This is a genomic window from Capnocytophaga sp. H2931 (assembly GCF_002302535.1).
GTDB lineage: Bacteria > Bacteroidota > Bacteroidia > Flavobacteriales > Flavobacteriaceae > Capnocytophaga > Capnocytophaga canis.
Window position 1 is genome coordinate 1261140 of sequence record NZ_CP022381.1, and the last position, 21091, is coordinate 1282230.

Annotated in this window: 19 protein-coding genes and 1 tRNA gene; 6 read left to right on the top strand and 14 right to left on the bottom strand. The window is 36.3% G+C overall.

Features of this window, described 5'->3' with window-relative positions; translation table 11 throughout:
- Positions 1-200: 200 nt before the first annotated feature.
- The 10 genes from ddpX to CGC52_RS05395 all read right to left on the bottom strand — a co-directional run bounded on the left by ddpX (position 201) and on the right by CGC52_RS05395 (position 11227).
- A complete protein-coding gene (gene ddpX, locus CGC52_RS05350) occupies positions 201-764 on the bottom strand; it encodes a D-alanyl-D-alanine dipeptidase (RefSeq protein WP_042005417.1) in 564 nt (187 codons plus the stop codon).
- 280 nt (positions 765-1044) lie between these two features.
- Complete coding sequence (locus CGC52_RS05355) at positions 1045-2157, bottom strand: TlpA disulfide reductase family protein (RefSeq protein ID WP_095893658.1); 1113 nt, start codon at positions 2155-2157, stop codon at positions 1045-1047.
- Between the two features lie 61 nt (positions 2158-2218).
- Positions 2219-3568: a lytic transglycosylase domain-containing protein gene (locus CGC52_RS05360; protein WP_095893659.1), complete on the bottom strand. Its 1350-nt coding sequence runs from the start codon at positions 3566-3568 to the stop codon at positions 2219-2221.
- Between the two features lie 452 nt (positions 3569-4020).
- Positions 4021-4094 (bottom strand) — tRNA-Asp (locus CGC52_RS05365).
- 438 nt (positions 4095-4532) lie between these two features.
- Positions 4533-5492: a YheT family hydrolase gene (locus tag CGC52_RS05370; protein WP_095893660.1), complete on the bottom strand. Its 960-nt coding sequence runs from the start codon at positions 5490-5492 to the stop codon at positions 4533-4535.
- 93 nt (positions 5493-5585) lie between these two features.
- Positions 5586-7058, bottom strand: coding sequence for an ammonia-forming cytochrome c nitrite reductase (nrfA, locus tag CGC52_RS05375; RefSeq protein WP_095893661.1), 1473 nt, complete (start codon positions 7056-7058; stop codon positions 5586-5588).
- Positions 7059-7078: 20 nt separating this feature from the next.
- Positions 7079-7702: a cytochrome c nitrite reductase small subunit gene (gene nrfH, locus CGC52_RS05380; protein WP_042005392.1), complete on the bottom strand. Its 624-nt coding sequence runs from the start codon at positions 7700-7702 to the stop codon at positions 7079-7081.
- Positions 7703-8154: 452 nt separating this feature from the next.
- Positions 8155-8823: a 16S rRNA (cytidine(1402)-2'-O)-methyltransferase gene (gene rsmI / locus CGC52_RS05385; RefSeq protein ID WP_095893662.1), complete on the bottom strand. Its 669-nt coding sequence runs from the start codon at positions 8821-8823 to the stop codon at positions 8155-8157.
- Complete coding sequence (locus tag CGC52_RS05390; protein ID WP_095893663.1) at positions 8820-10673, bottom strand: hypothetical protein; 1854 nt, start codon at positions 10671-10673, stop codon at positions 8820-8822. The genes rsmI and CGC52_RS05390 overlap by 4 nt, the downstream gene beginning before the upstream one ends.
- A 92-nt stretch (positions 10674-10765) precedes the next feature.
- Complete coding sequence (locus tag CGC52_RS05395; protein WP_042005388.1) at positions 10766-11227, bottom strand: septal ring lytic transglycosylase RlpA family protein; 462 nt, start codon at positions 11225-11227, stop codon at positions 10766-10768.
- A gap of 209 nt (positions 11228-11436) precedes the next feature.
- On the opposite strand from CGC52_RS05395, the gene CGC52_RS05400 reads away from it, so the two are divergent.
- The 3 genes from CGC52_RS05400 to CGC52_RS05410 all read left to right on the top strand — a co-directional run bounded on the left by CGC52_RS05400 (position 11437) and on the right by CGC52_RS05410 (position 14663).
- The gene (locus CGC52_RS05400) at positions 11437-12600 is read left to right on the top strand and encodes a sigma-54 dependent transcriptional regulator (RefSeq protein ID WP_042005387.1); all 1164 of its coding nucleotides are present in this window, start codon (positions 11437-11439) and stop codon (positions 12598-12600) included.
- Between the two features lie 289 nt (positions 12601-12889).
- The gene (locus CGC52_RS05405; protein ID WP_255395918.1) at positions 12890-13426 is read left to right on the top strand and encodes a vancomycin high temperature exclusion protein; all 537 of its coding nucleotides are present in this window, start codon (positions 12890-12892) and stop codon (positions 13424-13426) included.
- Positions 13427-13520: 94 nt separating this feature from the next.
- A complete protein-coding gene (locus tag CGC52_RS05410; RefSeq protein WP_095893664.1) occupies positions 13521-14663 on the top strand; it encodes a pyridoxal phosphate-dependent aminotransferase family protein in 1143 nt (380 codons plus the stop codon).
- Positions 14664-14734: 71 nt separating this feature from the next.
- Here the strand turns inward: CGC52_RS05410 and CGC52_RS05415 are convergent, their stop codons facing one another.
- The 4 genes from CGC52_RS05415 to CGC52_RS05430 are packed head-to-tail and all read right to left on the bottom strand — an operon-like array spanning position 14735 to position 16872.
- Entirely contained in the window at positions 14735-15580 is an 846-nt protein-coding gene (locus tag CGC52_RS05415; RefSeq protein WP_042005384.1) for a DUF3078 domain-containing protein, read from the bottom strand.
- Between the two features lie 27 nt (positions 15581-15607).
- Positions 15608-16120: a DUF2480 family protein gene (locus CGC52_RS05420; RefSeq protein WP_095893665.1), complete on the bottom strand. Its 513-nt coding sequence runs from the start codon at positions 16118-16120 to the stop codon at positions 15608-15610.
- Positions 16121-16123: 3 nt separating this feature from the next.
- On the bottom strand, positions 16124-16447 hold the full coding sequence (locus CGC52_RS05425) for a DUF59 domain-containing protein (protein ID WP_042008329.1): 324 nt from the start codon (positions 16445-16447) through the stop codon (positions 16124-16126).
- A gap of 2 nt (positions 16448-16449) precedes the next feature.
- Complete coding sequence (locus CGC52_RS05430; RefSeq protein ID WP_095893666.1) at positions 16450-16872, bottom strand: SufE family protein; 423 nt, start codon at positions 16870-16872, stop codon at positions 16450-16452.
- 616 nt (positions 16873-17488) lie between these two features.
- Between CGC52_RS05430 and CGC52_RS05435 the strand changes: the two genes are divergently transcribed.
- The 3 genes from CGC52_RS05435 to CGC52_RS05445 all read left to right on the top strand — a co-directional run bounded on the left by CGC52_RS05435 (position 17489) and on the right by CGC52_RS05445 (position 21070).
- Entirely contained in the window at positions 17489-18865 is a 1377-nt protein-coding gene (locus tag CGC52_RS05435; RefSeq protein WP_095893667.1) for a phage integrase SAM-like domain-containing protein, read from the top strand.
- A gap of 2 nt (positions 18866-18867) precedes the next feature.
- Positions 18868-19977, top strand: a complete 1110-nt coding sequence (locus tag CGC52_RS05440) for a Fic family protein (RefSeq protein ID WP_198540577.1) — start codon at positions 18868-18870, stop codon at positions 19975-19977.
- A gap of 226 nt (positions 19978-20203) precedes the next feature.
- Complete coding sequence (locus tag CGC52_RS05445) at positions 20204-21070, top strand: RteC domain-containing protein (RefSeq protein WP_095893669.1); 867 nt, start codon at positions 20204-20206, stop codon at positions 21068-21070.
- The last annotated feature ends 21 nt before the right edge of the window (positions 21071-21091 follow it).

The following is a 21091-nucleotide window of genomic DNA, read 5'->3' on the forward strand; positions in this document are numbered from 1 at the left end:
CTATAAACACAAAAGTCTCGACCTGACAAACTATTTTTTAGCCTTTCCTGAGGAAAATTTGAAATTTTCAAGAGGAATTTTTCTAAAGCTATTTAAAAAGTATTCATCGGACTCTTTATTGGATAAAACCCATTGGCTCATTTAGGTTTTAGGAAAGCAAAATTTAATCTTTGGAAAAACTGAATGCTTTACGAATGGGGCTAATTGCATTCCCACACGAAATCTTCTACTTTTGATTCCATTTCAGGACGATATTCATAGTGCCACCATTCGGAGTAAATAGACTTGAAGTTGTGTTTATTAAGCGTGGTTTTTAGTAAGTTACGATTTTGTAAAACTTCTTTCGGGAGCTTAGTATAGGTGTGATGTGCTTCTTTTCCAAAGAAGTCAAAAGGTGTACCCATATCCAGTTCATTGCCCTCACTGTCAACCAATGTCAGATCCACTGCTGCTCCTCGATTGTGTTTTGAACCCTTTGCTGGATTAGCAACATAGTTCGTTCCAGGAAGTATGTTCCACATTTTTTTTTGAACAGAAAGAGGTCGGTAACAATCGAAGATTTTAATACGATAGCCCAAAGTTTTAAACTCTTCATTAGCATTGTGTAACGCCTGAGCTGTTGCTCTACGTAGAAAACACTCAGGGCAATCGTATACGGCTTGTCCTAAAAAATTATCCTCAGTGGCATATTTTATATCTAAAACAAAATCTCCAGAGAGGCTTTTGATGTTTATAAAATCATCGTAAATAGCTTGTTTTTCTATTTCTAAAGAGTCTTTTTCAGCGGTAACACCCTCTGGAGTGGTTTTTACTTCGACAATATCAAATCTATTGTCTTCAATACCCTCTGTTTTTGCAACCTCCTCAGGAGCAGAAAGCACTTTCTGTTCGAAGACGATTGTATTTTTTTCGGGATGTTGATTGTTTTTACATGAAACAAGTCCGAATCCTATAAAAAACAATTGCAAAAGAACCGTGATTTTTTGTTTTGAATGCTTCATATTGATTATACGCCTTAAAATTGGTGAATTATAAAACCGTAATTTACTCCAAAAAATATCTCGTGAAATTTCCAGATGTCTCTTGAGCTTGGATTCCCAATTGAGATAGATTGTCAACCATTAAATCTCGAAACCAATAATGCATTTGCCAGTCAAACAACTGGTCATTTGCGTAATGTGAATTTTTGACTGAGATGGGTTTACCCACCACTTCCGACAATTTATACAGAAAATCATGTACTGAGATATTATCAGCAGAAAACTGATTATCATCCACTAAAAATTTAGAATTTTTTGTTCCCCAATCAATCTGGTCAGTCTTCCAATAGTTGGCGGTAGATTCGGGCAAACGCACTTCTAAAATTTGTCCCGACCGCTCTTCCTTTCGAAGTTTATACCCCAATTCTTTGACGATAGACTCGGCTATCTGCCTTTCTTGCCTTGCTTTGTTTACTGTTTTCTTTATCAATAGCTCATATTGGGCATTTTCACCTTTCATCGTCACTTGGCGACTACTAACTTTAAGCAAATATCCTATGATTTGAGTGATAGAGCCTTTGATTATTGTAATATCTCCATTACGTTCCACTACGGGCGACGACCCCCACGGGTTATTTGCTCGTTGGATCTTGTAATCTCCGTTAAAATCAAGCGTTGTTTCTACTTCATTTTGATAAGAAGCGTACTTTAGGAAATCATAAATCGGAGTAGTTTTCTTGTTTTTTGCCAATTGTTCACGGATTATTTTGGGAGTGAAATCAGCGGGATTTCCCTTCCATAAGATTTTTCCTTCAGCATTGAACAACACCCCGTAAGGCAACGCACGAACATTGTGTTTTTTAAAATTCTGACCATCATAATCAATACTTACCGCCAATTTTGTCGGATGCTTTATCAAAAACGGACGTACAACATCTGAATTTTCCTGAGTAACAGAAACAATGTAAAGCTCTTCGCGAAATTGTTCTTGTACAGTATTCAAATAGGTAGACACATGAATGCATGGCACACACCATGTCGCCCAAAAATCAACAAAAAAAAGTTGTTTGTCCTTCGAAGTAGCTAATTCAGAATACTCAACTCGTTCCGAGAAAGTCATCTGAGCAGAGCCTAACAAATATATAAAAAACGCACAAGTGAAAAACAATCGTTTCATAAAAAATATTTTAATTCAAATAGCTTATCAAAAAGCTTACCAAAACAAACGATTTCCTAAACTACTTGTAAATCACTAATTTTTGCCCTACTCTGATGTTATTTCCCTTAATTTTATTCCAATTTTTAAGGTTTGAAACTGTAACACCGTGTCGGGATGCAATTTTCCCTAACACATCTCCTTTTTTGACTATATAGGTCGTTTTTTTACCTCCACGTACGTAATCCCCTTTCAACAATGCGGGAAGCGGTTTTTCACGTTTGGAAATTTCCTCACTGATGTAGGAATAGATCATATCCTCATTTGCTACGAATTTACCTATTTCTTCAATTGGCAAACGCAACGCATAATTTCGACCTTCTACATACGGCACCACATCTAATTGATAAGAAGGGTTGAAAAATTGAATCTCTTGGATGTCCATTCCTGTCAATTCAGCGATATTTTTGAACGGAACAGCCTGTTTCACTCGCACAGTATCTGTCACAAAATGATGGTTTGCCCGTTTTTGTGGTCTGAATCCGTGTTCTTTGGCGTACTCGAAAATATATAGTGTCGCCAAAAATGCGGGTACATAACCAGCGGTTTCCTGTGGCAGATAAGGACGTAAATTCCAATAATTTTTCTTGCCTCCTGAGCGTCGCATTGCTTTGGTTACGTTGCCTGGCCCCGAATTGTATGCCGCCAACACCAAATCCCAATCACCAAAAATCTTGTAGAGTTCGCTCAAGAAACGAGCTGCCGCTTTGGTGGAACGTACCGGGTCACTACGCTCATCCACATAGTTGCTCACTTCCAAACCATATACTTTTCCCGTTGTAAACATGAATTGCCACAAACCAGTCGCTCCCATTCGGGAACGTGCTTTAGGATTTAACGCCGACTCTACAATTGCCAAGTATTTCATTTCCAAAGGGATTTTGTGGTTACTCATTTCCTGTTCAAACATAGGAAAGTAGTAGTCACTCAAACTCATTAATCGCTCCAACGAACTGCGTCTATTTTTTAGGAATGATTTAATAACTCGTTCCAAAATAGGATTGTATTCCACGTTAAAAGGCGTTTTCTGATTAAGTTTTTCTAAGCGTTGTTTCAATACTTCGGTAGAAAGTTCCTCGAACATCACATCTTCAATAGGTTCATTGTGAATAACCTCGCTCATCTGAAAAAAGAGATCGGAATTAGATAGCTCTTTCAACCATTTTTTGTCATAACTTTCGGCCTTCGGATGATCTTTAAGAGTTGTTGTTTCTTCACGTATGTAGATGGGGGTTTCTTGCGAATTGTCAAAAATCTCATCAGATTTTTGTTCTATTTTGTTGATAGTGTCATTCGGCACGTTTTGAGGTGTTTGAGCCACCAGATTTCCTACTAACAGACCAAATAAAACACTTAAGCTATATCTCTTCATAAATTTATATTTTTAATACGCATACTATTTCAAGTTACAAAAATCTATATTTACATGAAAAGAAACAAATTTCTGATGTTAAAAGAAGTATAAAAACAAAAAACGTAGCATTCCTAAACAGTCGTATGTTGAGAAGATTCATGTATATCAAAATCCATTATGAGTAAGAAGTACATAAAACTTAAAAACGTCAATTTTTCGTTTTTAATCAGAATTTACATTCATTATCCGCAATTACTGATCTGTGAAGAGTTAAACAAAAAATCACGATAGATGTGTAGAAAAACTATGTAGCTTTATGTGATTTACTTTTAGATCTTTGATTTTTAATGCAAAAGGTGTTTCATATCACAAAAAAAAGCCTTCCTAAACTAGGAAAGCCTCCATTGGTTTATTACCATAAACCTGTGTAAAAAGTTTTTACACAAAACAACACAACTAAATTTTAATTGCGGTCTGGACGGGACTCGAACCCGCGACCCCCTGCGTGACAGGCAGGTATTCTAACCAACTGAACTACCAAACCTTGATGTGAATGCGTTGCAAATGTATGTATATTTTTTTTATCATGCAAGTTTTCTATAAAAAAACAAGTAAACATACCATTTATTTTATTTAGATACAAAGTTAAATTACTGATAATCAAGGAAATTAAATAGCTATTACTGTAAAGATATTTCGATAAAAAAACTAGCAGCAATTGTTATTAGTCATGTCATTTCGATGTGGTACTGAATTGAGAAACACCACGTTTAGTGCATCCTATTTTGAATGTATTAACCATTCAAAGGACATGATATTGTAAGTGTCAATACTCCCCCTAAATATGGGTATTATATTGCAAAACGCCTTACTTGAACTATGATGATCAGAACTAAACATAAAAAATTATCTCTATAGCGAATCTCCGATTTGTAACAAATGTTATCAAGTCGAATTTGGAATGAATACACGTTTTGTCGTTTTAGGAACAATGACTTTCACAAAATTGTAACGCTTTTTTCTCATTATAATAGATGTTCTGAACGTCATAAAAAGCCACATGCCCTCCGTAATTTGGAGTCTCTAAACACAAAAATTGATGATTTTTAGCAATATCGTATGGAAAACAACTTAGCGAAAGAAACGAATCATTTTTAGCGTTAAGCAACAACGTAGGTACTTGAATGTTTCCTAAATTAGGTAAAGAACTACATTGTTCGTAATAATCATCCGCATCCTTAAAACCATGGGCCTTAGAAGTATAAACATTGTCAAAATCTCGTAAATTTCTGATAGATTGTATTTCATCAAGGGTTATTCTTGTAGGGAATCGCTGTTGTTTTTCTTTAATTTTTACAATAAGTGTTCTAAGAAACCGCTTGGCATAAAGCCAATTACGACTACTTAACAACCTAAGCGAAGCCCCTTTCAAGTCACAAGGCACGGACACCCCTACAATGGCTTTTACCTCAGTGGGGAGTGAATGCGTTCCTGCATATTTCAATGCAATATTTCCTCCCATACTGAATCCCTTTATGAAAACTTGGGAGTATCCGAGTTGAAGTACTTTTAGTATGACTGCTTCTAAATCATCTGTTTTTCCTGAATGATACGTTGAAAACAGACGATTGGGTTCACCTCCACATCCGCGAAAATTCATCGCACAGGCATCATATCCATTTTGATTGAATAACTTAGCTGTTGCTAAAACGTAAGGACGCTTTGCTGAACCCTCCAATCCGTGAAGGATAACAATGCATCGATTGGTTTTTTGAATGGCATAGCTCCAATCCAAATCTAAAAAATCTCCATCGGGAAGTTCCATACGCTCTCTCGACTGAGAAATGCCTTTTACTTGGCGTATTTTGCCCGAATAAATCGTTGAAATATCCGCTTGACGGAATAACAAAGGAGGATTATAAACTGATGTGATGAGTGGCATACTAAAAAACTATCCGTAAAATTACCTATTTCGCTGACAAGGAGCAAAGATACGCAATCCTACGGATAGTCCAGCTATGGAGTCCTAACAAAATTAATTACTCATTTTGGCTTCTCTTTCTTTAGCTTTTTTGATCCACTCAGGAACTAAAGTATTCAAGAATTCTTTTTTATTAGCACGTTCTTTTTCCATATCCAACCCGATGTAAGCCTGTAGTACTTCTTTTTTGAATTCAGGTAGAGGCACCTCGCCTTCAAATCCAAGCTTAGAAAGCACTTTAGAAAGTCCTAAACGGGCATCACGGGCATATCCTAAACCACTATTTACAATACGCTGTGTTTCCACAGGAGCGTGGAAAGAACCTCCATGCGAAGCTACTGAATAATCCCAACGCCATTGTGCTTTACGGATATTGGCTAAAATTGGAGCCATTTGTGCCTCTGTTGCACCCAAATCCCATGCTTTTTTAGCTTCAATATGAGCGATTGCCACTTGACGAGCTAATTGTGACGTTCCTTCTTGTACTTTTGCTTGACGCTCATAAACATCTCCTATCAAATCATTGGCATTCTCTCTGTGACAAACAAAACAAGAATTTTCAACATTAGCCAACGGTGAACCTATATGGTGATCTGTAAATTTTTGTCCTCCTTCTGATTTGTAAGGCATATGACAGTCGGCACAAGAAACCCCACGTTTTGCGTGAACACTTGTCTTATATATTTCATAATCAGGATGTTGAGCTTTTAACATTTTAGCTTTGCTCAGCGGGTGAACCCAATCATAGAAACCGATTTTGTCATAATACTCTTCAGCTCCTTCCATTGTCATACCATTGTGCCAAGGGAACACCACAAACATAGAGCCTTCCACCTTATTCTTATCGAAATAATACTCTACGTGGCATTGAGCACACACTAAATTACGCATCTCTTGATGAGATTGTTTGTTGATGTCAAATCCCTGCACTTTGAACGCTTCCACCAACGCTGGACGGGTAATCGTCAAATTCATTGTTTTAGGATCGTGACAATCTGCACAACCTATAGAGTTAACCATTTCACTACCCAAATCAGACCATTTTTTGCTGTAATATTCTGGTAGACCAAGCTCTTGCATCATACGAGGCACATCTGGCCCTTTACAATCCCAACAAGCTGAAGGCATCGGACCATCTCCATCAAATTTAGGAGAAGCCGTACGCAAGGTTTTTCTTAAATCTTGAATTGCATAAGCATGTCCACGAGGTTGATTATAGTCTTTACTAAACGCATATCCTGCCCAAAGAATCACCAAATCTGGTTCGTGTTCAAGTGCATCTAAATGACCACTTGAACGGAATGGACTTCTATAGGTAGTATCTGCTGTTTTCATATATGATTGATACTGGCGTGGATAATTCAATCCCCAAATAGAGTCTCGTGGCTCAATTTTGTCCGTTCTAATTTCTACTTTTGGCTTATAGGCAAACTTTGCCTCTGCCTTTCTGTCAGTGATGTTTGAGATTAACCATCCCAGTCCAAACACTACAATTATTGTTACGATAAAAAATACCCAATTTTTCATTGTTGTCAGTTTTAAAATGTTTATTTGCTTTTACTTTCGTTACTCTTTTTAATCCACTCCATCACGCGAACACTATCTCTTCCGTTATCAAACTGAGTGGGTTCAATCTGAAATCCAATGGACGACAGACTTTTGACTGCTCCGTGAGGCACTTCACGATGGCACTCCCAACAGAGTCGGTCAGTGCGACTGTGAATATGATTAGCTACATCGCTTTCCAGCTTAGCATCGGTTACTTGATCAATGTGACAACGCACACAATTCTGATGAATAACCTCTACTGAAGCATCTTTAGCTCGAATGACCTCTGGTTCGTTTCTCGTTGTAAAGACATAAGAGTGCCAAAGCCCATCTTTTGCTTTAAAGTAGTATTTGCTAAACATATTGTCTTGCGGAACATGACAATCGTTGCAACTAGCTACTTCTCGGTGAGAACTTTTATTCCAAGTCATATAATGAGGTGTCATCACATGGCAGTTGATACAGGCTTTGGGATCATCTGACATATAGGATGTAGCCCTACTGAGATACAATGCATAGAACCCTAAACCAAACATCGCTCCTATAACAATCAATGCTGGCAATCGCCACTGGGGTGGTGGGATTAGCGAAAACTTCTTTTTTTCTTTACTTCCAGTTGCCATATCAGTACATTATCTTGTTTTTCGAGGACTAAATTACAACTTTAACGCGTAATAAAAAAGAGCTTTTTGTATTAAATAATCAATTTATACCCAATCTAAATATACATATGTTAAACGAAAACGTTGTAGTTTTGCGTATATGACAAAAAACTGACTTTTATCAGTAAGAATAGTTTTCCATGATTTTTTACTTCATAGAATTTCATACACTTTAAAGCAAAACAGCATGATTATTTCACTAATAAAATCATTTTAAAACAAAAAAAATCCTGTTTAATATTTTCAAAACATGAAAAATATCCATTTAACAATATTTTTACATTTATTTAACTCATTGGTATAAGATATATTTTAAAAAAGGGAATAAATCATGTTCCAAATCCTATGAAAAACAAAAAACCACATCCATTATCAAATAGATGTGGTTGTGAACTTTCGTTGTCTATAAAATTCTATTTCCCTTGAACAATCATCACGATTTCACCTTTTGGAGATTTCTTCTCGTAGTACGATTTCAATTCTGACAAAGTGCCTCGTTGAGTCTCCTCATGTAATTTAGTTAGTTCCCTCGAAATACTTGCCTTTCGACTTTCTCCAAAAACAGAAATAAAGTCATCAATGGTTTTCAATAACTTATGCGGAGATACGTAGAAGATCATAGTTCTTTTCTCTTCTATAAGTGCTTGTAATCGAGTTTGTCTTCCTTTTTTATCGGGCAGAAACCCTTCAAAAATAAAACGATCGTTAGGCAATCCACTATTAACCAAAGCAGGGACAAAAGCTGTAGCTCCCGGTAAACATTCAACTTCAATACATTGCTCCAAACAAGCCCTTGTCAGGAGAAAACCCGGATCAGAAATCCCTGGCGTTCCAGCGTCAGTGATGAGGCCTACTATTTCGCCGTTTTTAATCCGCTGTACCCAATAGTCTACCACTTTGTGTTCATTATGCATGTGATAGCTCTGCATCGGAGTTGCTATATCATAGTGCTTTAACAGTTTAGAACTCGTACGAGTATCCTCTGCTAAAATCATGTCAACCCCTTTGAGTAATCGCAATGCGCGTAAAGTAATGTCCTCCAAATTTCCGATAGGCGTAGGAATCAGATATAGTTTACTCATTGGATTTCAAACCGTTTAAGAATCAATTTCAAGAATCGCTCTTCATACTCATCCTTACCCTTCCAATGATTGTAAATTGGTTTGACATTTTGCTCTAAATAGAGTACGATCTCTGACATACTATTCATTTCATTCAATCGTTGCAAAACAGCATTGTACTCACTTTCACTGCCTAAAAACAAATAGCGGATAAATGCTAGGCGGTCGTTCAAACCAATTGGCATATTTTTTCCGAGATGGTCATTCAACGATGGTGGAGTTTTTGCCTCTGTATCCTCTCGTTTTTCAACAACAAATGATTGCGTAGGTGGTGTTTCGAATATCAATTCTCGCGGTTTTTCTTCCTTTTTCTCAAATTCTAATTGTTGAGTTTGAGAGAATATGGAATCTATGACAGACTCGTTTTTACTCTCGTTCGTTTCATTTACTGTTGGTAATACAGGCTCTTGCACCACAGGAGTTTCTAAAATTTGCTGAATTTCCTCTTGTCGCTCCTGTTGCTCTTGTTGCACAAAATAGGACTGAAAATCAACCTGTTGTTCTTCCTGCGCTGGTGTTGCCCATTCGATATGGTAATCCTGTGGAGATTCTTCAAACGGAACTTCTGTTGATTGCTCCATCGTTGTAGGATTCGGCTGAACATCTGATTGTTGTGCTGTTTCTACGGGTTTTGCCCAATCAGAATAGTGATCTCGTACGGGCTCTTCCGAAGAAACTTCTTTTGTTTCGGCAACGGATTCTGTTTCAGGAAACTGCGATTGAAATCCTGTATACTGCTCTTCTTCCTCAACGGATTGTTGCAATTGTGGGGGGGGTGCCCATTCGATATGATGGTCTCGCACAGGTTCTTCAGGAGTAAACTCCTGTTTTTCAACAGGATGTGGTGCCTCTGTCATATATGACTGAACATCCGTAGATTCATCTTCTTGAAAGCGTTTTCCCCAATCTGCATAATGATCACGTACAGGCTCTTCAGGAGTAAATTCTTGTTTCTCAACAGGCTGTGGTGCCTCTGTCACGTGCGATTGAACATGTGTAGGTTCGTCCTCTTGAAAGCGTTTTCCCCAATCCGCATAATGATCACGTACAGGCTCCTCGGGAAGAACTTCTTGTGATTCAACAGACTCTACTACCTCTGTTTCATGAGGGTGAGCGTCCGTAGATTCGTCCTCTTGAAAGCGTTTTCCCCAATCTGCATAATGATCACGTACAGGCTCCTCGGGAAGAATCTCTTGTGCTTGAACAGGTTGCACTGTCTCAGTCTCATGTGATTGAACATTCGTAGGTTCGTCTTCTTGAAAGCGTTTTGTCCAATCTGCATAATGATCTTTAACAGATTCCTCTGGAATAACCTCTTGTTTTTCAGATGATTGTACTATTTCGGTAGCGTACGATTGATTCTCTGCGGGTTGTTCATTTGGTTCAGGTTTCGCCCACTCAAGATTCTTACTCCAAACAGGTTCTGCAAATTTATTTTCTTGAGGTTGTATGGCATGTTCTGCGACAGTAGAATCAGACTGAACTTGAACGGGGTCTTCGGTGGGTTGAGTTCTCTCCACTTTCGATGAAGCAGGAGTAGCTATAGGCTCAGAATATTGAGGAGGAACAGCGAAAATATCTTCGTCATCTTGGTGTTCCTCAATGAAATTAGCGACTTTTCGCATCGTATAATCCATTCTACCTTCTGTAACACCTAAGGTAACGTAATATTTTTCAACAAAACTCAATATCGTTATCTTTTCATGCAACTTCTCAGCTTCTTTCTTTAAAAAAACTAAATCCCAACTTCCCACGGAATTAACGATATTTTGAGCGAGTATGCGTATCTCTCTTTCTAATTGCTCCTTCATGGCGTATATTTTTGATCAATTTAAAAAACTTGCTTCAAAGGTACAAATAATATGTGTCATTATCAAATAATATATTCTTAAATGTCCGTTAATCAATTTTTAACTATCTCTATATCAACATCTAATAATCCTATTTTTGTGTCATGTGTAATACTCATCCACGCCTTTTTTGACATATCAAGTTCTCTTCCTTTTGTAAAAGGACCTCGGTCATTAACTACTACATACACCCATTTTCCATTCACTCGATTGGTAACTTTCAATTGCGTCCCGAAAGGCAAATTTCGATGTGCTGTAGTTTGTTTATTATTGTCAAAAATAGCTCCACTTGCTGTTTTTCGACCATTGAACTTGTCGTGATAGTATGCAGCCACCACATTTCGTTTGTAAATTCCTGTCTCCACAGAAGTTTTTGACTTTGGAGTGTGCGAAATTGTTTTACGTTGTGATGCATGAGACGAGTGCTTAGCTCTCTTGGTTCCTCCACAAGATTGAAACAAAAAGGCCACTAGAAGTAAACTGCCTAAAATAACTAAAATACGTTTATTTTTCATTATTGATTATTTTGATTATTATCGCAAAGATAAGAAAATACTAAATTTATCATAAATAAAAATCAATAAAACATCTGTTTATTATACATATTTCACTGAAAAACAAACTTATATTATTTTCCAATTTTCCTTTTTACGAATATTAAAAATTCTAAAAACCGTTGCTTTTTACGAATAAAAACGTATCTTTCGCAAAAAATATTGACCCTATGTCTAAAATATTAATCATTGAAGATGAAGCTGCCATCCGTCGAGTGCTTGGAAAAATACTCATGGAGGAAAGTAAAGACTATGAAATTGAAGAAGCTCCCGACGGATTGGAAGGACTTGAAAAAATAAAAAAAGACGATTTTGATTTGGTCTTATGCGACATTAAGATGCCAAAATTCGATGGTATGGAGGTGCTGACCGAAGCTAAAAAAATAAAACCTGAAATCCCTTTTGTAATGATTTCAGGCCATGGAGATTTGGAAACCGCCGTAAATGCAATGAAGTTGGGGGCTTATGACTATATTTCCAAGCCTCCCGATTTAAATCGCCTACTTAATACTGTTCGAAATGCTTTAGACAAAAAGGAGTTAGTAATTGAAAACAAACGCCTTAAGAAAAAAATTAATAAAAACTACGAGATGATTGGCAAGAGTGATGCCTTAGAACAAATCCGCCAGATTATCGACAAGGTAGCACCCACTGAAGCTCGAGTTCTGATCACTGGATCCAACGGAACAGGAAAAGAACTTGTAGCTCATGCTCTACATGAAAAAAGCGAAAGAAGCGAAGCGCCAATGGTGGAAGTAAACTGCGCTGCCATACCTTCAGAACTTATTGAAAGTGAACTTTTTGGACATATAAAGGGAGCTTTCACATCTGCGGTGAAGGACCGTGCTGGAAAATTTGAGGCTGCCCATAATGGAACTATTTTTTTAGATGAAATTGGTGATATGAGTCTTTCAGCTCAAGCAAAAGTGCTACGTGCATTGCAAGAAAACAAAATTTCACGCGTGGGGAGCGACAAGGATATCAATGTGGATGTTCGTATCATTGCTGCCACAAACAAAGATTTGAAAAAAGAAATTGCCGAAGGTCGCTTCCGCGAGGATTTGTACCATCGATTGGCAGTAATCCTGATCAGAGTACCGTCATTGAACGAACGTCGTGATGACATCCCTCTGCTGGTAGAGCATTTTTCTCAAAAAATTGCCGAAGAACAGGGAATTTCACCTAAAAAATTCAGTACAAAAGCCATCAATTTACTCAAAGAACAAGATTGGACAGGAAACATACGTGAATTGAGAAATGTGGTAGAACGACTTATTATTTTAGGAGGCAAAGAAATCTCAGAAACAGATGTCAAAATTTTTGCAGGAAAGTAGCAACAAACCCAATATAAGAGAATCTAAGTTGATGATGTGATCCATTATCTCTAATCTTCATAGAAGTTAACAGTTGAGTTATATCTGGCTGTAGGTGAATTGTATTTTTCGAATCATTAGTGTAGGAACGCCTATGATAAAACGTCTATCAATCATGAAAAAAACATTTTCTACATACTTTTCTTCTTTCAAAATAAAAAAAGTACTCGAATGGGTTGTTTTTTCAGCTTTACTACTTTTTTTAGGTATTCTCATGTGTAATACAACTATTGTAAAAAGAACCAAAAACATGACATACAATAACTTAGATGAGATTCCACACAATAAAGTAGGGTTAGTTTTAGGAACAATCCCAAAACTTTCTAACGGAGCCGAGAACCCTTATTTTACATATCGGATTGACGCTACACTAGCCTTATTTGAAGCTAAAAAAATTGATTATATCTTGGTGAGTGGCGATAACAACAACAGTAATTACAATGAACCACAAGCCTTTAAAGAAGCTTTGATTGAAAGAGGAATTCCCGAAGAATGTATTTTTTTAGATTATGCTGGTTTCAGAACCTTGGATTCAGTAGTAAGAGCCAAGATTATCTTTGGACAAGAAAAAATTACCATTATTTCACAAAAATTTCATAATGAACGGGCTATTTATATCGCTCTGAAAAATAATATAGATGCCATTGGATTTAATGCCAAAGATTTGCCTACACATTTAGGCTTTAAAACCCAAATTCGTGAATATTTAGCCAGAACAAAACTCTTCATAGATCTTTTGTTTGGTGTTACACCAAAATTTTTAGGAGAAAAAATTGAAATACCATAAAAATTTACAAGCAATTGTAGAAATTAAACTTTTCGCTTACTTTTGTTGTCCATTCAAAAATTAATGGTGTTACATTCATATTCAACTTAATTAGATGCGTATTCCTGAGCATATACATAAAAAAATAGCGGATAGAAAAGCAGATAATGCCTTTCGGACACTTAAAAACAATTTGTTCACAATAGATTTTTTCTCCAATGACTACATTGGCTTTGCCTCGTCAAAAGCAATTCATGCCGAAGTAGAAAAAATATTAGCTGAACAAAAATGGCAACACGGGGCGACAGGGTCTCGCTTACTGTCAGGGAATCATTCATTGTATGAAGTTGCTGAAAATGAGATTACTAAATTTCACAATTCGGAAAGTGCTTTGTTATTTAATTCGGGTTATGATGCTAATGTTGGTTTTTTCTCATGTATTCCTCAACGGAATGATATTATGTTGTATGACAGTTATATACACGCTTCCATTCGTGATGGAATTTCGTTGGGATTGACAAAATCATACAAATTTAAACATAATGATTTATCCGATTTGGAAAAACTCCTCAAGAAATTTTGTTCTTCCAAACAAACTACTTTTGTAGCCACCGAATCTGTTTTTTCAATGGATGGAGATTCTCCTGATTTATTAAAAATGACAGAACTATGTGAGCAGTATGGAGCCTTCCTAATTGTGGATGAGGCTCATGCTTTAGGAGTTTTCGGTCAATTTGGTTGTGGCTTGGTACAACATCTGGGGTTGGAGAATCGAGTATTCGCTCGTATTGTAACCTATGGAAAAGCCTTAGGATGTCACGGAGCTGCTATACTTTCCTCTGGGGTGGTAAAAGATTATTTAATAAATTTCGCCCGTTCACTGATTTATACTACAGCAATGCCTCCACAGAGTGTTGCTCATATTGTAGCAGGATATAGGCAATTAAAAAAAACAACACATATTAAAAAATTACAGGAAAACATTTCTCTTTTCAAAAATACCTTAGAAAAACATAAAAAAAATTATTCATTTATTCATTCTGATTCTTCAATTCAAGCGATGATTGTATCAGGGAATGATTTTGTGAAATCGGTAGCTGAACAACTTCAAAATAAAGGTTTTGGCGTGATGCCTATACTCTCCCCTACCATTCCAAAAGGAGAGGAACGCCTACGAATTTGCCTACATAGTTTTAACACAGAGGAACAAATTCTGAATCTCGTAAACAACATCTTATACTTAAATGAATTGTGTTAGGGTTCCTAGTAAAATGAAAATGAGGCAAATCGAATTCGAGTGCCTCATTTTGCAAATCTTTTAATAGAATATTATAACTTGTAGTTAACTCCTAAACCTAATACTTCACGAACTTGGAATCCTTTTACAGCGTTATCATCATAAATCGCTTGGAAAGTAAAGTTCGCCGATAAATATTTGTTAATAGTCATCACCAAATTAGCAGTGTAGTCTATGTCTATATTTTGTGGTTTGTCTAAATAGTTGCTATACAAATTCAAGATATTCTCCATAGAAACGTTATCCATTAAATTGAATTTAGCATATCCTCCAACAGCAAGACCCAGCTCGTAATTGAAATTTTTACCTCTTTTCACCCCGTAAAAACTATCAACATAATTTGTAAATTGCTTTCTTGCAGAAGTCACTTTTAATGTTGCAGGAGCAAGATTCACTTTTAAATTATCGCTTTTTTTCCACAACATACCAGGCCCTAACTGGAAGTAACCAGGAGATAAAAATCTGTTTATAAGTGTTTTGTCAGAAGCAGAATACTTATATCCATTACTCAACTGTGTTTTAAAATTCATAAAAAGTGAATAATACCAAAACTCTGATGCTTGTCTACCTAATAATGAATTAATTTCAAAACGGTCATTGATTTTTCTTGCAAATTCATCATTTTTCAACTTTGTGATACCGTAGTCAATGAAGAAGTTGTTATCCCATGTCCATGCATCTTTTTTGTAGTTAACAGCATAGCTGATAGCCAAATTTGCCGCAACGTTGCTTGTTCCTCCTCCTGTCCATTCGTTATTGAATGCAGCTTGGTTAAACATCAAAGAAGCATTACCTCCCCTTTTCCAATTTGACTCTTCGTTTTGTGCAAAAATGCTTAATGAAGATAAGCATAAAACCGATAATAAAAGTTTTTTCATTGTTTGTTATAATTAATTTTAAAAATGTTACATATTTTTTCTCTTGTAAATAGGCACTGCTGAACACGCTTCCCCGAACATGACGCTTCGAGCTATGGGCTGAATACGTTGCACCGCCATGACATATGCCTCTTCGGGGATAGGTTTTTTTGAACAACCCTTCACTATCACAGGCTTGTCGATTAAATAGGAGATATCCACCCCTGCTATAATATCCTGAAAAATAGCTACCTCCAAACTCTGCAAATCACCTTGTACAATTTTCTTTGCATAAGGCTGTAACTTTGATGCGATAAGGATAAACGTCCACGCCGGTAAAATAGCTTCGGTGGAGCAATATATCGCTACATAAGCGTTTTCATACGTTTCCCACGAGTAGTTGTCCAAAGCCTCTCTAAATTCCTTTTCTCTGAGAATAAATCCCTCATGAAGGAATTCCTTAATGTCAAGCAGTAAACGTCTTTCATTTGGGTAATAATCTTCCAAGTCGAAGATTTCCAACGCACTTTTAGTTACTCTATTTACGATTTCTTCTGTCAAATCTTACAAAAATCCTAGTTCTAATTTTGCAACCTCACTCATCATATCCTGATGCCAAGGTGGATCAAAAGTAATTTCCACCTCCACCTCATTGATTTCATCTATACTCTTAACTTTTTCTTGTACCTCCTGAGGCAATACTTCTGCCACAGGACAATTAGGAGTCGTGAGGGTCATCAATATTTTTACATCGTAATTCTCATTGACAAAAACGTCATATATGAGTCCCAATTCATAGATATCAACAGGAATCTCTGGATCATAAATCGTTTTGAGCATATCAACGATTTTTTCGCCTAAGTCTTCGGTATTTATAGTATTTGACATAATTATGATTCTTTTAGTTGATATACAAAAGCATATCGTTTCATTTGCTCAAGCATACTAACCAATCCATTAGCTCGTGTTGGCGAAAGATGCTCTTTTAATCCAATTTTTTCAATAAAATCCAACGGAGCCTCAACAATATCTTTCGGTTTCTGATTTGAAAGAACACGTATTAACAATGCTATGATTCCTTTAGTAATGATTGCATCGCTGTCGGCAGTGAATTTTACTTTACCATCCTCAAAATCAGCAAACAGCCACACTTTGCTTTGACATCCTTTAATCAGATAATCATCCGTTTTATATTTCTCATTGATTAAAGGGAGCGACTTTCCAAGCTCAATCATATATTCATAACGTTGCATCCAATCATCGAAAAATGAAAATTCTTCTATAATCTCATTCTGAACTTGCTGAATCGTCATATTTTAAAATTTGGGCAAATGTAAGAAATGTATCTTTATTTTATTCTAAAAAAATCTTAATTTTTTCTTTTCATACAGAAATTGTAAGTAATACCCATTTGTTTTTTAATTTACTGCAATAAAAATCTTTTTATAATATTCAAGATTAAAGCATTTTTTACTTTTTATGTTGGTGATTTTGAAAAACAAATTATGAATCATTATAGTTATATCTTGGAGTTCTGATTCATCTTTACTAATGATAAATCACGTCTTACAAGGATTGGTAAACATCCCCTGTTTCACTTGTTCTACAAATTTAATGATTGATTTTTTGATGATATCAGCAAAAATGAAAATAAAAAAATCGCAACACTTTCATTATGAAAGCATTACGATTTTTTGTTGTACTCGGAGCGGTACAAGACACCTGTATTTTAACTCTTTTCGTATTCTCTTTAAAATCAGTGTTATTGTTTTGTAATTCAACTAATTAGCCTTAAAAAATTTGTTGCAAATAATACAAAACAATACAATAAAGTTGAAAGCAAAACAGAAAATGTCGGCTAAATGTCGGCTAAATTTTTGAGGCATATTTTTTTTATTTACCTTTGCTTTGTTTTAGAAAAGTAACATAATGGCAACGTTAAATTTTATACTCCAAAGTCAAGGGGAAAATATCCCTATTTACCTACGAATGGTTTTAGGTCGAGGTAAAGGCAAAGATATAAAACGCAAAACAGGGCTTTTTGTCAATTCCGAATATTGGAACAAAACAAAGGGGCTACCCAAAGCCAACAACCCCGAAAACAAAAACACCATTGTAACCCTTGAACAACTACGGGCATTCATTCGTGAAAGTGTAAATATTGCTGAAAGGGACGGCAACCCTATCAATGCCGATTGGCTACAAACGCAAATTGATATTTTTTTCAAACGAATAGACGACCCCAACACGGGGCAAAGTGCGTTTATCCTTGACCTTATCGATTACATCATACAAACCGCACACACACGCAAAAACGGACGGGGTACATTGGGACTTTCTCAAAGTAGGGTAAAATCTTATCAAACATTAAAAACTATTTTCAACGCCTATCAATCAAAAACCCGAAAGCATTACAAGGCAAAGGATATAGATTTAAAGTTTGAACGCTTTTTTTTGGATTGGCTAATAAATACAAGACAGCATAAAGATAGTTACGCCCTCAAACTGATGGACAACCTCAAAGCCGTATGCAACGAAGCAAATACATTAGGCATTGAGACAAGCCCCCAACTGCCTAAATTAGCCAAAGGGACACCCGAAAAAGAGTTACCTATATACCTCAATCCTCAGGAACTCCAACAAATAAGAGATTGTAAAATAACAAACCTGCAACTTCATAACGCCCGTAAATGGTTGTTATTGGGTTGCCACTTGGGACAACGAGGAAATGACCTTTTAAAAATAGACCCTTCCAACTTTGCTTATTTGGACAATGGCACGCCTGCCGTTACTATCAGACAACAAAAGACGGGGAAAATAGTTATCGTTCCTATCATCGAGGGGCTTAATTCTGAAATATTAGAAATAAAAAATGCGGGGCTTCCTTATCCTATCAGTATCCAACGGCTTAACGAATATATCAAAGAAGTATGCAAATTGGCAGGTATTGACATACCCACCACGCACACCCGTTCCGTACTGATTGACCGCAACGGCAACGCCATAGAAAGAAACGACAAAGGCAACTACGAGGGCAAAGGCAACAAACGAACCATTAAAACAACTCTACCGAAATACGAATTTATAACATCGCACGTATGTAGGAGGTCGTTTGCAACCAACCTATACGGAAAGTTGCCCACTACGATAATTAAGAATATTACGGGACATTCCACCGAAGCAATGTTACTAAAATACATCGGAAAGAACGAAGCCGAAACCGCCTTACAAATGATAGACTTTTTGACTTCCAAACCCGAACTATTGCAGGAACTTAACGAATTGAACAAACTAAATATGAGTTAATTATGAATGATTTTAAAATACCGTTACTGCCCCCTACTTCGGAAATAGAAACCGCAACCGTGTTACGCCAATTAGTAAAATCACACCGACATTTGGCAGAACTTAAAGGCGTGGTAAAAACCATTCCGAACGAGCAAATATTAATCAATACACTTGCTTTGCAAGAGGCAAAGAGCAGTAGCGAAATAGAGAACATCGTAACAACTCACGATGACCTGTATAAGGAAAATATTTTGATTGAAACCAAGAACCCCGCAAGCAAAGAAGTTGTTAATTACGCACAAGGGTTAAAATTGGGGTTTCAAATCGTACGAACTGAAAAACTACTACTTAACAAACATATTTTACAAATTCAGGAAACATTAGAGCAAAACAAGGCAGGGTTCAGAACACAGGCGGGTACAAAATTAATGAACTCACTCGGCGAAACTATCTACACCCCACCGCAAGACAAGGACGAAATTTTAAACCTAATGGCGAACCTTGAAAGGTTTGTCAATGATGATGAATTTTCGGAACTTGACTCCCTTACTAAAATGGCGGTTATACATTATCAGTTTGAAAGTATACACCCTTTTTATGACGGCAACGGGCGTACGGGGCGAATTATCAATATTTTGTATTTGGTATTACAAGGGCTTTTGGATTTGCCCGTATTGTACTTAAGTCGTTACATCATTCAGAACAAAACACAATATTACCAAGTATTGCAAGGGGTACGCACCCGTAATGATTGGGAAAGCCTCGTAATGTATTTGCTTAAAGGCGTTGAGGTTACAGCCATACAAACCATTGAGTTAGTACAGGAAATAAAACAAGTAATGCAAAGCACCAAACAACGGCTACGCACCGAATTTCCAAAACTATACAGCCAAGATTTATTAAATAACCTATTCAAAAACCCATATACCAAAATAGAGTTTTTGCAAAATGATTTAGGGGTTTCCAAACGTACAGCGTTGAACTATTTAGATACGATTTCACAGGCAGGATTTATGACTAAAATAAAAATAGGAAAATCAAACTATTACATCAATGAAACGTTAATAAGTGTGCTGATGAGGGAAAAAAACAACGTGGAAAAAAATACTGAATTTTTACCACGTTCGTAACCACGTGGAAAAAAAAGGCTAAAATTTACCACGTTCGTAACCACGTTTATACAAAAACGGCATTTCGTATAAATGAAAGAGTAAATGACTACATAAACGCAACATTAACGGGGGGTTCTGTTACGGAAACCCCTTAAAACCAGCCCTAAGGTAATTTTAGGGCGTAAAAACCAATAAATTAAGGGCAAACCTTTTGAAAATAAGAATGTTTTAGAAAAGTTGAGGTATGGAAAAACCCGAAAAAATAGGCGTCACGTATTTGTCTTATAAGGACTTTATAAATAACTACGGCAACGATTTTAAGGAGTGGCAAAAGCACTATCCCGACGGCGTGGAAGTTGATTATTTGGATTTTTTAGAAGATAGTTTGTGCTATCATATGTATTCTAATAGAGATAATATATTCCCTTTTTCTGAATATATCAAAATCAATAGTACAGAAATACACTACTCTGATTTTATCTTTGAAATAGAAAGATGTATAGATGTTTATTCAGAAGAGGTAAAACCTTTTAAGAATATTGAGGAAATAAAAGACACGTTAGACGGTGGAAAATATATATTAGGGAATTATGTAGTACAGAAAATTTTGGATAAAGGATTATATGGAATACCTTACGAAACATTTAAATATTACATTCCTTTCTTAGAAATTAGCGATATTTATGAAGATAGATATACTATATTTTTTGATGATAAAAAATACAAAAACTTTGAAATATCGGCACGTCGTGTTTTAGAGTTCATCGAAGCCCGAAGAGAACAATTAAAGAACCAACCCGTCCCCAATTTTTGGGAAGCCCAACCCGCCCCCGTTGTTTCGGAAGAACCTCAAAATCAAAATATCAAACCCCTACAATGGAAAGGCGAAGTAATAGAATTAGCCGAATTAGTACAGGCGTTAATTGAAAGTAAGTTACTTAACCCTGAATTAACACAAAAAGAAATATATAGCCGTTTTAAAGCCTTTTTTGAAATAGATTTTGACCACGAGGATAAGAAAAAGAAAATAAAAAACCGAACAACTACTCTCACCCCATTCCTTGAAAAACTAATGATTTCCGTAGAGAATTTTATAACAGGAAAGGACTAAAAATATTAAAGTCTCTTAAAT